The following is a 13,005-nucleotide window of genomic DNA, read 5'->3' on the forward strand; positions in this document are numbered from 1 at the left end:
GTTTTTGTGGTAAGCCCTTCGCAATATCTTTTTTATAATTTGATCTCTTCGTCGTTGGCATCAAAGAAGTGGTATTCCGTGAGGTGGTAATTGGAATCCGCCCGTAGTTTGATCCACTTTTTGTGGGCGAAGTACCATTTCCATTGCCGGCTTCGGAACGGCCATCCTTTGGTGAGGAATGCGTACAGGATGGGGTGTACGCGGATGGTGAGGCCCTGGTGCTGGTGATTGAGCAGGTACTGGAGATTTTTCTCGATGTCTTCCACGATGAGCATGGAAGCGCCGATCTTGCCGGTGCCTTTGCAGGCGGGGCAGTCTTCCGCGACGGAGATGGTGATCTCGGGTTTTACGCGCTGGCGGGTGATCTGCATCAGGCCGAACTTGGAGATGGGCAGAATGGTGTGTTTCGCCCTGTCGGGCGCCATGAATTTTTCCATGGCTTCGTACACCGTTTTTTTGTTCTCCGGCAGTTTCATATCGATGAAATCGATAATGATGATGCCCCCCAGGTCGCGCAGCCTGAGCTGGCGGGCGATTTCGGCGGCGGCTTCGAGATTGGAAGCGAGCGCGTTCTGTTCCTGGTTGTTGCTGGAGCTTTTGTAGCCGCTGTTCACGTCGATAACGTGCAGGGCTTCGGTGGCTTCGATGATGAGATAGACCCCGCTGTCGAGGTTGACGGTTTTGCCGAACGATGCCTTCACCTGGCGGGTAACGCCGAAGTGATCGAAGATGGGCGCGCCGTTGTGGTAATAGGTGACGATCTCCTGTTTTTCCGGCGCGATCTTCTGGATATACGTCTTGGTGTCCGTATAAATATTTTTATCGTTGATCACGATGCGGTTAAAACTTTCATTGAGCAGGTCGCGCAGGATGCTGGTGGTTTTCGTTTGTTCGCTCAGGATCTTTTGCGGCGCCTGGCCGTTGCGCAGGTTTTCCTGGATGGTTTTCCAGGTGCTCACGAGGGTGGTGAGGTCTTCGTGGAGCTCGGCGGTTTTTTTCCCTTCGGCGGCGGTTCGCACGATTACGCCGAAGTTGGGCGGTTTGATGGCTTCAACGATCTTCTGCAGGCGTTTTCGTTCTTCAGACGAGTGTATCTTTTTGGATACGGCTACGATATTGTTGAAGGGGGTGATAACGATGAAACGGCCCGGCAGCGAGATTTCGCAGCTGAGCCTGGGACCTTTGGAGGAAATGGGCTCTTTGAGGATCTGTACGAGAATGTTGGGCTTTCCGCCGAGCACTTCGGTGATCTTGCCTGTTTTAACGATCTCGGGCTCGTTTTTGAACTTGCCGAAGTCGAACGTTTCCGATTTATCGGTGATGGATTGCTGGGTGAACTTCAACAATGACCGGATGTAGGGGCTGAGATCGGTATAATGAAGGAACGCGTCCTTTTCGAAACCAACGTCTACAAAAGCGGCGTTAAGGCCGGGAATGAGTTTCTTTACTTTGCCCAAATAAAGGTCTCCCACTGCAAAATTAGGGTTGCCGCTTTCGTGGTGCAGCTCGACTAACTTCTTATCTTCCAGCAATGCAATTTCCACACCGGATGGTGCTGCATTTATAATCAATTCCTTATTCAAGCGTCAAAATTTTATCCATAAATACTTCACTTTAGTGTACCCGCTATCTAAACACGGGATACAACATGCCCAAATGAGAGGCCGGGTTCTGGGGCCGGCGATTCACTACGAGGAGAGGATTGTGCAAAGGGTTTTAGTGATATACAGGATAAGTTCCGGAATCTGTACAGGCCGGACTACGAAAACAACCTGCATGACTTTAGCAATTTAACAATTAAAGCTAAAATCATGCAGGATCGCTCAAAAAAATTTATCGTGTCGGGCCCTACCGTCTACTTATACCTGTCAGTATAAATGGCGGGGAAACAGGAGAATTTATTTCTTACCTTTTTTATGACGGTTTTTTCTCAACCTCTTTTTGCGTTTGTGGGTTGCGATTTTATGTCTTTTTCTTTTCTTTCCGCAGGGCATACCTTTTTACGTTTTTAATGATTTATAAATATTATTACTTAATGCTCTTTATATACTCGTCTATCTCAGCAGCCAGCGCCGGGTCTTTGATCAGTTTTCGGCATTGGCGGAGGAGGTCTATCGCTTTGTCGTTCTCTCCTTTGCTCTGATGCGCCACGGCCAGCAGGAACATGGCTTTCGGTTCGTCGGGCTGGCGTTCCAGCACTTTTTCCATACGTTCGATGGCTTTATCGAACTGGCCGGAGGTGATGGCGAAATTGGCCAGGGTAAGCTGAGCGTCCAGGAAATCGGGATTCCGTTCCGCAACTTCCCTCAGAATGCCGATGCCTTCCATAGGCGCCGTGCTATTGCTGATAACGAGCAGCGTACCTTTCTTTACTTTCAGCGTGTCATTGTCTGGTTCAAGCGCTATGGCCCTGTCAAGCAACTCTTTGGCCGTATTGGCCTCCCACTGTCTTACGCCCGCGTCTTGCGTGTGCGAGAGATGGTCTAAAAATAAATTGGCTGCAAAGGTGAGGCTTTTTCCCGAATTTTCCAACTTGGCGGCTTCGGCGGCATAATGTGCGGCAATGGGCAGCTCGTTGAGGCCGTCCCAGATCGTGTACAATTGCCGGTATGCGGCGATCTGCTGGGTCTGGACATCGCCGCGTACGACAGTATTTTCAAGCCCGGTGATCTCCACCAGCTTGTCTGCAGGAACTTTTTCCTTTGCTTTTTTGAGCAGATCGTTAAAGTCTGCGGCCCTGGTTTCTGCCATGGGAGCGCCTTCAGCGCCGTGGTCATGACCAGCGTGATCATGCCCCTGCACTTTGGGCGTTATACGGCCAAACGCAAACAGCGCCGTAACTACGGCAACAGCAAGGCCAAGAACGAGTAGTTGATTTCTTTGCACCTAAAAAATGTTAGGATGCAAATCTAAGAACTTTTGAGCTTTTTAACTTCTGCTACAAACTCTTTAGATGGCTTAAATGCTGGAATGAAGTGTTCCGGGATCTCCACGGCCACGTTCTTCTTGATGTTACGGCCAATCTTGGCAGCTCTTTTCTTCGTGATAAAGCTACCAAATCCGCGAATGTAGATATGCTCGCCATTTGCTAACGCCTCCTTAACTTCCTTGAACATGGCTTCGAGTGTTACTAACACATCTACTTTGGGGATGCCGGTTTTTTCAGCAATGTTGTTAATCAAATCAGCTTTTCTCATAATGAAGCGGAGGATTACTTGTTTTCCAAAGTTATTAAAAAAAATTTAATTGCTGAATTTTCAAGCAAATAAAATTTATCTTTTTTTGTTATAGATACTGCGTTCTAAAAATACGTTTATTTGTACTCCCGGTAATGCCTAAATCGCTGCAAGTCAGCACTAATAAAGGCTTTGGGAACACGAATATATAAAAAAACATCGACATATATAAATTATTTTGCGCAAATGACCGATACAAAAAGATTTTTTACTGACCGTATCCTGACCTGGAACCGCGCCCATAACGACCGGAACATGCCCTGGAAGAACGAAAAAAATCCCTATTTTATCTGGTTATCGGAGATCATCCTGCAACAAACACGGGTGGAACAGGGCCGCCCCTATTACGAACGTTTCATCAGCGCATACCCTACCGTAAACGATCTCGCCAAAGCCCCCGAAGAAGAGGTATTCCGCCTCTGGCAAGGCCTCGGATATTACGCCCGCTGCAAAAACATGCTCGCCGCCGCCCGCTCCATCAGCGCCGCCGGCAAATTCCCCGACACCTACGAAGGCATCGCCGCGCTGAAAGGCGTAGGCGCTTATACCGCGGCCGCCATCGCTTCTTTTGCCTATAATCTTCCCCACGCTGTGCTGGACGGAAATGTTTACCGCGTGCTCGCCCGCTATTTTGGCATAGATACGCCCACAGACACTACCGCGGGCAAAAAACTTTTCACCGCTCTGGCCAATGATGTGCTCCCCGAAAACCAGGCTGGCATTTATAATCAGGCGATTATGGATTTCGGGGCCGTAGTCTGCAAACCTCAGCAACCACTTTGCAAAACTTGTGCGCTTGCGCCTCATTGCGAAGCCTTTCAAAAAGGATTAACAGATCTTGTTCCTGTAAAATCCAAAAAATTAACCATAAAAAAAAGATATTTCCACTTTTTACTGCTCGAACAAAACGGGATGGTCTGGATCCGCAAACGCACCGCCAAAGACATCTGGCAGAACCTCCACGAATTCCCGCTCGTGGAAACCCCCGCCCCCGCCGATCTCGACGCCCTCCGCCAAACCGCTGGTTTTCAACAGCTCGTTCCGCCCAAAACCAAAGCCCTGGAGCCCGGCGTTCAACTCCGCCAGCAGCTCACCCATCAGACCATTCACGCCAGCTTCACCCGCTTCAGCCTTTCCCCCGATTTCAGCCTGCCCGCGGATTATATGCTCGTGCCCGCCGGGCAGCTCGAAAAATACGCCTTCCCCAAAATCATCACCGACTACCTTCAACGTTAGACGACGTGCCGGAACGGCTTTAGTACCATACAAATACGTTCCCTTCCCCGTAAGCCTTGCCCGTCAACGGAAAACGTAAAAATTCTATTCCTTGATTGGAAAAAAATATTAACTTTAGTAAGGTTGACCGTGAGATGAATAAATTATAATAGGACAGAATTAAAACCTACAATTATGAGAGGTGTTAATAAAGTAATCCTGATTGGCAATCTTGGCAGAGACCCCGATGTTCAATTCCTGGAAGGTAATATTGCAGTGGCTAAATTCTCCCTCGCCACCACCGAAACATTCAAAGACAGGGCCGGCAAACTGATCTCGCAAACCGAATGGCACACGGTTGTTCTCTGGAGAGGCCTTGCGGAGCTGGCGCAGAAATACCTCCATAAAGGCAGCCTGGTCTATATCGAAGGCCGCCTCCGCACCCGCAGCTGGGAAGATAAGGAAGGCAACAAAAAATTCGCCACGGAAGTGGTCGGCGATAACCTCGTAATGCTGGACAAAAGGATGGATGTCAACAACGGCGATCACCCCGTTCCCCATCACAGCACCGGCCAGTCGTCTTCCTCCTCCTCCGCGCCGCACCACGGGGAAGGTTACGCGGGGATGGACATACCGCCCATGAGCGAGCCCGCCGACGACCTGCCCTTTTAGCCAGGCGCGGCAGGTTAAATCTTTACGACTATCCGCCCGTAACGGTACATTCTTTATATTTGCATGCGGGAAAGCGATTCAATCATTACAGACCTGAATTACTTTCCCATTATTTTTGACCAATACAACTAACCTTGGCTTACCTACCGGCTAGCATTATTCCGTTCAAGAGTGTTTTGTTACAAGAGCTGGCGCCGAACGCCGCCAATCTCAATATCGTGGTGTTCCTGCTGGTGATTTTTATCCTGCTGCTGCTCACTTTCATCGTTTCCGGGGCGGAAGTGGCCTTTTTTTCCCTCAATTACAAAGACCTTAACGTGCTCAAAACCCGGCAAAGCAACGCCGGTAAAATGATCACGCGGCTGCTGGAAAAACCCAAGTCACTGCTCGCTTCCCTCCAGATCGCGAACATCCTGTTCAACATCTCCTTCATTTTTATTACCAATTACCTCATATACCAGGTGGAATCCCTGCAGGAACTGGCCGTTGTGTCGTTCGTGGTCAGGATCGCCATCATCACTTTCGTGCTGCTGTTTTTCGGCCAGATCCTCCCGCGCGTGTGGGCCACGCAGAACAACATGCGTTTCGCCACGTATTTCGCCTGGTTCGTGCATATCATCTACGCCACGCTGGAACCGGTGAGCGACTTTTTCGTGAACATGAGCGAAGGCATCGAGGCCCGCCTGTTCCACCGCAATACCCGCCCCATCAACTACCACGAGATCGACGAAGTGATCGAAATGAGCGTGGAGCCGGGCGCCTCGCAGGAAGAAAAGAACATCGTGCGCGGCATTCTCAAATTCGGCAACATCGCCGTAAAACAGATCATGCGCACCCGCCTCGACGTAAACGGCCTCGAATACGATATGGGCTTCAACGCCGTTGTAAAACAGGTGGCCGACCTTCATTATTCCCGCCTCCCCGTGTACAAGGTAAATCTTGACACGATCGTGGGCGTGGTGCATACCAAAGACCTGCTGCAGCACCTGGACAAAGGCGATAATTTCGACTGGCACGAAGTGCTGCGCCAGCCTTTTTTCGTGCACGAGCATAAACTCATAGAAGACCTCCTGAACGAGTTCCAGACCCGGCATATGCATTTCGCCGTAGTGGTAGACGAGTTCGGGGGCACCTCGGGCATCGTGACGCTGGAAGACATCATGGAAGAGGTGATCGGGGATATCAAGGACGAGTTTGATGAAGAAGAATTCAACTACAACAAGGTAAACGAACATACCTACGTATTCGAAGGCAAAACCATGCTCAACGACGTTTGCCGCATCCTCAACATCGCGCCGGACACCTTTGAGACCGTTAAAGGCGAAAGCGATTCCCTCGGCGGGCTCATCCTCGAGCTTTCGGGCAAATTCCCCGAAGAAAACAGCGTGATCAGTTACGGGAATTTCGATTTCACCGTGCTGGAAGTCACAAAAATGCGCATCCAGAAAGTACAGGTGAGCATCAAATCTGGTATTGAAACTGAATAATCCGGCCGTGAAAAATTTTTGCTACTTCCTGCTGGCAGCCGTTCTGCCCTTCCTCGCCGCTTCCTGCGGGCAAAAGGCCTATACGCCCAAGCCCCGCGGCTTTTTCCGCATAGACCTGCCGGAGAAAAAATACCGCCTGTTCAACGAGCCGGGCTACCCTTACACGTTCGAATACCCGGTGTACGCCAACATCGTGAAAGACACGCTCTTTTTCGACGAAAAGGCCGAAAACCCCTGGTGGATCAACGTAGACGTGCCGCAGCTGAACGGCAAGATCTACATGAGCTATAAACAGATCGGCGCAAAGAACAAACTGGACAAGCTGATCAACGACGCATTCAAACTGACATACAAACATACCTACAAGGCGGAATCCATCGACGAGGAAGAGATCCGCACGCCCAACAGGGTGTTCGGCCTGTTTTACGAAGTAGGCGGCAACGCGGCTTCCGCAAAGCAGTTTTACGTAACCGATTCCACCGCGCATTTTATGCGCGGAGCTTTGTATTTTTACGCACCGCCCAACGCGGATTCCCTGGCGCCCGTCAACAAATTCCTGGAGGAAGACATGCGGCACCTGGTACAAACGCTGAAATGGCGGGCAAACTGAGCGAACGATGATAGTGATAGACGACAAATACATCAGCGACGATGTAATTGAAAAGAACTTCGTATGCAACCTGAACGCATGCAAAGGGGCCTGCTGCGTAGCCGGCGACTGCGGCGCGCCGCTGGAAGAGGATGAACTGAAGATCCTGAAAAAGATCTACCCGAAAATAAAACCTTTCCTCCGCCCCGAAGGCGTCGAGGAAATAACGCGCACCGGCCTGCACACCTGGGACGACGAGCACGGCCACGTTACCCCCATCATCAACGGCGCCATCTGCGCCTACGCTACCATCGACGACAACGGCCACGTTGGCTGCGGCATCGAAAAGGCCTGGAAAGCCGGCGCGACAGATTACCGCAAGCCGATCTCCTGTCACCTCTACCCCATCCGCATCACCAAATACGAGAGCTTCGAAGCGGTGAACTACGACAAATGGAGCATCTGCAAACCCGCCTGCAAACTGGGCAACCAATTGCAGGTACCGGTGTACAAATTCCTGAAAGAAGCCATCACGCGCAAATACGGCGAAGAATTTTACGAAGTGCTGGACAAGATCGCCGGCAAACAATACGAAAACGAAGCGGAATAAACCGGTCCGGAGCAGGACGGTGCAGGATGACAATGATATAATTTTTCTGAATATTGATAGAATAGGCGCAATCTTTGCCCCGCAAAAACAACCGGACACTTTTTGACTATCTTTACAGGCATATGAACAAGACGGCAAGCACCTTTCTTTCAGAAAGCGAGATCAAGGCGGCTGATCTGGGTCACCGCAAAACGATCAACTTCAATATAGGCAAGTATAACGCCGCCGTGAAGAACGGCAAGCTGCAGTTCGCAGACCTACCCACGGCCCGCGAGCGCGCGAAAAACGTGAAGTGGAAAGCCATCGAGCACCTGGATAAACACCTCGAAGACTTCGAGATGAACTTCATCAAACGCGGCGGCAAAGTGATCTGGGCCGAAACCGCCGAACAGGCGCGTGAAGAGATCCTCGCCATCTGCAAGGCGAAAAACTGCAAGACCGTGGTGAAAAGCAAATCCATGGCCACGGAAGAGATCCACCTCAACGATTTCCTGCACGAACATAACATCGAAAGCGTCGAGACGGACCTCGGCGAATATATCCAGCAGCTGGACGACGAGCCGCCCTATCACATCGTGACGCCCGCCATGCACAAAAGCAAGGAAGAAGTGGCGCAGCTTTTCCACGAAAAACTCGGTTCTTCTCCCACGCTCACCCCTGAGGAACTTACGCTGGTGGCCCGCGACAAGCTCCGCCAGAAATACCTCGACGCGGAAGTAGGCATCACCGGCGCGAATTTCATTATCGCGGATATCGGCGGCATCGCCGTTACCGAAAACGAAGGCAACGCGCGCCTCAGTACTTCTTTTCCCAAAACGCACATCGCGCTGATCGGCATCGAAAAAGTGCTGCCGTCCATCAACGACCTTGCGCTGTTCTGGCCGCTGCTGGCCACCTACGGCACCGGGCAGCAGATCACTTCTTACAACACCATTCTCTCCGGCCCGCGCCAGGAAGGTGAAACGGACGGCCCCGAAGAAATGTACGTCATCTTCCTCGACAACGGCCGCACGAATATCCTGAAAGACGTTGAAGCCCGCGAAAGCCTTTACTGCATCCGCTGCGGCTCCTGTCTCAACGCCTGCCCCGTGTACAAAAACATCGGCGGCCACACTTACAAAACCACCTACAGCGGCCCCATCGGCGCGGTGATCACGCCGCACCTGCAGGGCATCGAAAAATACATGCACCTCAGTTTTGCGTCTTCGCTGTGCGGCAACTGCACGGAAGTATGCCCCGTGCGCATCAACCTGCACGAACTGCTGCTGCATAACCGTCATAAAGCCGTAGAAGAGCATCATACCACCGGCGCCGAAAAAATGGGCTGGTTCGGCTGGAAACAGGCCTGCCTCAGCCGCCGTATGATGAACCTCGTGGGCGGTAAAACCAAAAACCTGGTGATCGGCAAACTGTTCGGCAAAGCCTGGGGCGACGACGAAAGAGGGCTGCCCATTTTTGCGCCCAAGTCGTTTAACCAGCTGTGGAAAGAAAGGAAAAAATAAAACAAAAGGATCTTTTGATAGAGGGGCTGAGCGATCGGCCCCTTTTTTATTGGGCGGGAACCAGCTCTATCGGCACTTTCAGGCGTACCGTCGATTTTTTACCGTTGGAAGCGGGAAGCCATTCAGGGCCGTCTTCCACATTTTTGATGGCGGCTTTGCCGGCTTCTTGATGGAATGGATGATGCGCTTTGAAGTTTTTCAGCGAGCCGTTCGGCATCACGGTGAAAGATATTTCCACTTCCCCGGACTGTTTTTCTTTTAATCCTTTTACGGGAACGGTGCTGATGCCTTCGAGGTACCTGCGGTATGCGGTGTCGCCGTAATAAGGCATGGCGGCCGTCAGCACTTTTTTACGGACGTTGCCCTGGCGAACCACCACTACTTCGCTGAGCGCGCTATTTCTGCCGGCCAGCCGCACGTTTACGTTACTGTCGTTGCCCGCTACCACTACGTTGGCGGGCTCGTAGCCGATATGGGAGAAGTCGAGGTTGACCTTTCTATTCGGTTCTATGCCTACCGCAAAATATCCCGCGGTATCGGTTACGGCGGCCCGCCTGGAGCCTTGCACACGGATCTGCACGCCGGTAAGGCGTTCGCCGCTTTCGGCGTCTATCACACGGCCGCTCAGGATGCGGATGTCGTTCTCTTCGGAATAACGCGGGTATTTGGATTCCGCACCCGTTACAACGCCTTCTACCTTGTTGCCCTGCGCGAGGGCTTTACGCCGCGCGATATCGGCGTTGTAGGCCATAAAACTGGTGTCTGTGCGTTTCCTGCCGATCAGGATCGTATCGATGTCGCCGTTCAGCGGCGCCACCGTTTTGGCGCCGGGCGCATAACCGAAGGTTTCGGGCTTGCGGGCCGCGGCGAGCGGCGGAGGCGGCGGAGCCACAGCCGTTTTGGCTTTGAGCAGTTCGCGGCTGTAGGCAGCATTCACTTTTTCGCTGTGCTCCTTGTCCAGGCTGATCTTTTCACTTTCCGCAAGTTTTTTAGCAGCTTTTTCTTCGGCGGCAGGAGCGGCCTGCGGGGCGGCCAGGGCGGGGGCAACGGCGGAATCCTTTTTAAAAGAAAAATCGGTGTCCGTTGTTTCGGAATTATCGGGCAAACCTGGTTCCACGGATGCAGCCGTGTCTGTTGTTTTCGGCTGCAGTTCCTGCGCAACCTGCGGATTAGGTTCCCGGTTCAGCATTATCAGCCCGCCAACCGTTAAAATCACCAGCACAACGGCCGCTGCCGCCCAGCGGTAATCCAGGCGGCGAACCTTGCCCGTTTCCGGGGCGGCGGTGGGAACTGCCGTTACGGCTTTTTCGCCGCCCTGCAGCCTTTCTTCGAAACGGGAACGGAGATCCGCCACGGCGGCGGACTGGTCTGGCGGATGCATGGCATACCCTTCCAGCGCGTCCGCCAGCAACGGGTCGTCCAGCGCCTGTTTTTCAAGCGCGTGCATCGTCCGGTCGTCCAGCTCGCCGGCGAGATACCGGCGGATCAGGTCCGCAGTTGGTTTGATATGTTTCTGATTATCAGCCATTAATTTTTCTCCATACAAATTTTCAGGTTCCGCTTGCCGTTCTGTATATAACTTTTCACTTTCGTCATTTCATACCCCGTGATCTCAGACACCTCGCGGTAGCTTTTTTCCTGCAGGTAAAACAGGTTTACGCTGCGTTTCTGCTCTTCCGGCAAGGTTTCCAGGCACTTTTCCATGGCCTGGAGATTGGTTTCCAGGTTAAACCCGTTTTCAGGATGATTATTTTCCCCGGATTCCATAAATCCCTGGTCGTCTATCGAAACAATCCTGCCTTTCTGCGCCCGGATCTTCATCAGGCAATGATTTCGGCTCAGCACGTGCAGCCAGCCCCTGAAGTGCTGGATCTCGTGATTTTTCACTTTTTCCACCAGCTCCTCGAAGATCTGCATCACCGCGTCTTTGCTGCTTTCTTCGTCCAGGTATTTGAGGCACACGCCATACACGAGGTCCATATACCGCTCATACAACGCCGCCAGGTATTCCAGCCGGCCGGTTTGTTTGTATTCCCGGACAAGCGTGGCGTCATCGGCTTCCTTCATCATATGTTGCTGCAAAAAGGGCATGGTGCGTTGGCAATACTACAAAAAAAAGGCTGCATCCGTTCGGATGCAGCCTGAGAAGTTTGAAAGCAAATCACAGCGATCAGTGACGGAAGTGCCTCATGCCCGTGATCACCATCACCATGCCGTTTTCTTTGGCGAACGTGATGGAATCGTTGTCGCGGATGGAACCGCCGGGCTGGATCACGGCGTTGATGCCTTCGGCATGTGCGATGCGCACGCAATCGTCGAAGGGGAAAAACGCGTCGGAGGCCATTACGGCGCCTTTCAGCTCAAAGCTGAACTGTTTGGCCTTTTCGATGGCATGGCGCAGCGCGTCGATGCGGGAGGTCTGGCCGCAGCCTTTGCCTACGAGCTGGCGGTCTTTCACCAGCGCGATCGCATTGGACTTCAGGTGTTTGCACACGATGTTGGCGAACTCGAGGTCGGATTTCTGCGCGGCGGTGGCGGGCTGTGCGCCGGTGTCGTTCCAGGCGCTGTAGCTGCCTTCGTCGTTATCCTGGACCAGCACGCCGTTCAGCACGTTCTTGAACATTTTCTCCGTTTTCAGCGGCTGTTTCTGCAGCAGCAGGATGCGGTTCTTCTTGGCCTGGAGTATTTCGAGGGCCGCGGGCTCAAAGCCGGGCGCGATCAGTATTTCAAAGAAAATTTCGCTGATGGACTGTGCGGAAGCCGCGTCTACCGGCTTGTTGCATACCAGCACGCCGCCGAAAGCGCTTTCCTTATCGCCTGCCAGCGCGGCTTCCCAGGCTTCGGCCAGCGTGGGCCTGCTGGCGATGCCGCATACGTTGGTGTGTTTGATCACGGCAAAGGTCGTTTCCTGGAACTCGGCGATCAGCTGAACGGCCGCGTCTACGTCTACCAGGTTGTTGTAAGAAAGCTCCTTGCCATGCAGCTTGTCGAACAGGTCGTTCAGATTTCCGTAGAAAACGCCCTTCTGGTGCGGGTTTTCGCCGTAGCGGCAAACCTGGCCCTGGGGAACGGACAGCTGGAAATATTCTTTCTCTTCGTCGTTGCGCAGCCACCAGGAAGCGATGGCGGTGTCGTAATGCGCGCATACTTCGAAAGCTTTTGCCGCGAAGTGACGGCGCTGGTCCAGCGTAGTGGCGCCATTGCCTTCTTCCAGCGCTTTCTCGAGGTCCGCATACTGGTTTTTGGAAGCAACGATCACCACGTCTTTATAATTTTTACCGGCGGCACGGATGAGGGAAACGCCGCCGATGTCGATCTTTTCGATGATGGACTGCTCTTCGGTGGTGCTTTTAACCGTCTCTTCAAAAGGGTACAGGTCTACGATCACGAGGTCTATCTCGGGGATCTCGTACTGGGCGAGCTGCTCCAGGTCCTGCGGATTTTCCCTGCGGGCGAGGATACCGCCAAATACTTTGGGGTGGAGGGTTTTAACACGGCCGCCCAGGATGGAGGGATAAGCGGTGAGGTCTTCCACGGCCACGCATTTCACACCCTGCTCTTCGATGAACTTCTGCGTTCCGCCGGTAGAGTAGATGGTTACGCCTTGCCGGCCCAATGTTTTAACGATATTCTCCAGGTTGTCCTTATAAAACACGGAGATCAAAGCTGACTTGATTTGCTTTTGCATGCACAG

At 52.5% G+C, this 13,005-nt stretch carries 12 protein-coding genes; 6 read left to right on the forward strand and 6 right to left on the reverse strand.

The genetic code is table 11. The annotated features are described in order from the left end of the window. Positions 1 to 32: 32 nt before the first annotated feature. The 3 genes from J7I43_RS10800 to J7I43_RS10810 all read right to left on the reverse strand — a co-directional run bounded on the left by J7I43_RS10800 (position 33) and on the right by J7I43_RS10810 (position 3,197). Positions 33 to 1,583, reverse strand: a complete 1,551-nt coding sequence (locus J7I43_RS10800; protein WP_209145686.1) for an Rne/Rng family ribonuclease — start codon at positions 1,581 to 1,583, stop codon at positions 33 to 35. 445 nt (positions 1,584 to 2,028) lie between these two features. Next, the gene (locus J7I43_RS24925; RefSeq protein ID WP_209145687.1) at positions 2,029 to 2,886 is read right to left on the reverse strand and encodes a tetratricopeptide repeat protein; all 858 of its coding nucleotides are present in this window, start codon (positions 2,884 to 2,886) and stop codon (positions 2,029 to 2,031) included. A 23-nt stretch (positions 2,887 to 2,909) separates the two neighbouring features. Beyond that, a complete protein-coding gene (locus tag J7I43_RS10810) occupies positions 2,910 to 3,197 on the reverse strand; it encodes an HU family DNA-binding protein (RefSeq protein ID WP_073084475.1) in 288 nt (95 codons plus the stop codon). 225 nt (positions 3,198 to 3,422) lie between these two features. On the opposite strand from J7I43_RS10810, the gene mutY reads away from it, so the two are divergent. From mutY to J7I43_RS10840, 6 genes are all read left to right on the forward strand, one after another. Beyond that, a complete protein-coding gene (gene mutY / locus J7I43_RS10815) occupies positions 3,423 to 4,472 on the forward strand; it encodes an A/G-specific adenine glycosylase (protein WP_209145688.1) in 1,050 nt (349 codons plus the stop codon). Positions 4,473 to 4,646: 174 nt separating this feature from the next. Further along, complete coding sequence (locus J7I43_RS10820; protein WP_209145689.1) at positions 4,647 to 5,123, forward strand: single-stranded DNA-binding protein; 477 nt, start codon at positions 4,647 to 4,649, stop codon at positions 5,121 to 5,123. A gap of 176 nt (positions 5,124 to 5,299) precedes the next feature. Further along, the gene (gene gldE, locus J7I43_RS10825) at positions 5,300 to 6,610 is read left to right on the forward strand and encodes a gliding motility-associated protein GldE (protein WP_209145690.1); all 1,311 of its coding nucleotides are present in this window, start codon (positions 5,300 to 5,302) and stop codon (positions 6,608 to 6,610) included. A 7-nt stretch (positions 6,611 to 6,617) separates the two neighbouring features. Next, the gene (gldD, locus tag J7I43_RS10830) at positions 6,618 to 7,220 is read left to right on the forward strand and encodes a gliding motility lipoprotein GldD (protein ID WP_209145691.1); all 603 of its coding nucleotides are present in this window, start codon (positions 6,618 to 6,620) and stop codon (positions 7,218 to 7,220) included. Between the two features lie 7 nt (positions 7,221 to 7,227). Beyond that, on the forward strand, positions 7,228 to 7,809 hold the full coding sequence (locus J7I43_RS10835; RefSeq protein ID WP_209145692.1) for a DUF3109 family protein: 582 nt from the start codon (positions 7,228 to 7,230) through the stop codon (positions 7,807 to 7,809). A 122-nt stretch (positions 7,810 to 7,931) separates the two neighbouring features. Beyond that, positions 7,932 to 9,311, forward strand: a complete 1,380-nt coding sequence (locus J7I43_RS10840; RefSeq protein ID WP_209145693.1) for a LutB/LldF family L-lactate oxidation iron-sulfur protein — start codon at positions 7,932 to 7,934, stop codon at positions 9,309 to 9,311. Between the two features lie 46 nt (positions 9,312 to 9,357). On the opposite strand, the gene J7I43_RS10845 is transcribed toward J7I43_RS10840, so the two are convergent. The 3 genes from J7I43_RS10845 to purH all read right to left on the reverse strand — a co-directional run bounded on the left by J7I43_RS10845 (position 9,358) and on the right by purH (position 12,999). Beyond that, the gene (locus J7I43_RS10845; protein WP_209145694.1) at positions 9,358 to 10,839 is read right to left on the reverse strand and encodes a carboxypeptidase-like regulatory domain-containing protein; all 1,482 of its coding nucleotides are present in this window, start codon (positions 10,837 to 10,839) and stop codon (positions 9,358 to 9,360) included. Beyond that, a complete protein-coding gene (locus J7I43_RS10850) occupies positions 10,839 to 11,381 on the reverse strand; it encodes an RNA polymerase sigma factor (protein ID WP_209145695.1) in 543 nt (180 codons plus the stop codon). The genes J7I43_RS10845 and J7I43_RS10850 overlap by 1 nt, the downstream gene beginning before the upstream one ends. 100 nt (positions 11,382 to 11,481) lie before the next feature. Further along, positions 11,482 to 12,999: a bifunctional phosphoribosylaminoimidazolecarboxamide formyltransferase/IMP cyclohydrolase gene (gene purH, locus J7I43_RS10855; RefSeq protein WP_209145696.1), complete on the reverse strand. Its 1,518-nt coding sequence runs from the start codon at positions 12,997 to 12,999 to the stop codon at positions 11,482 to 11,484. Positions 13,000 to 13,005: the final 6 nt, after the last annotated feature.

The sequence above is a fragment of the Chitinophaga chungangae genome, assembly GCF_017742215.1.
Classification (GTDB): domain Bacteria; phylum Bacteroidota; class Bacteroidia; order Chitinophagales; family Chitinophagaceae; genus Chitinophaga; species Chitinophaga chungangae.

What these genes read in the sequence shown, in the direction of transcription:
- J7I43_RS10810 (WP_073084475.1), bottom strand. Translation starts at nt 3,197, where the DNA reads ATGAGAAAAGCTGATTTGATTAACAACATTGCTGAAAAAACCGGCATC.
- mutY (WP_209145688.1), top strand. Translation starts at nt 3,423, where the DNA reads ATGACCGATACAAAAAGATTTTTTACTGACCGTATCCTGACCTGGAAC.
- J7I43_RS10820 (WP_209145689.1), top strand. Translation starts at nt 4,647, where the DNA reads ATGAGAGGTGTTAATAAAGTAATCCTGATTGGCAATCTTGGCAGAGAC.
- J7I43_RS10835 (WP_209145692.1), top strand. Translation starts at nt 7,228, where the DNA reads ATGATAGTGATAGACGACAAATACATCAGCGACGATGTAATTGAAAAG.
- J7I43_RS10840 (WP_209145693.1), top strand. Translation starts at nt 7,932, where the DNA reads ATGAACAAGACGGCAAGCACCTTTCTTTCAGAAAGCGAGATCAAGGCG.
- J7I43_RS10845 (WP_209145694.1), bottom strand. Translation starts at nt 10,839, where the DNA reads ATGGCTGATAATCAGAAACATATCAAACCAACTGCGGACCTGATCCGC.
- J7I43_RS10850 (WP_209145695.1), bottom strand. Translation starts at nt 11,381, where the DNA reads ATGATGAAGGAAGCCGATGACGCCACGCTTGTCCGGGAATACAAACAA.
- purH (WP_209145696.1), bottom strand. Translation starts at nt 12,999, where the DNA reads ATGCAAAAGCAAATCAAGTCAGCTTTGATCTCCGTGTTTTATAAGGAC.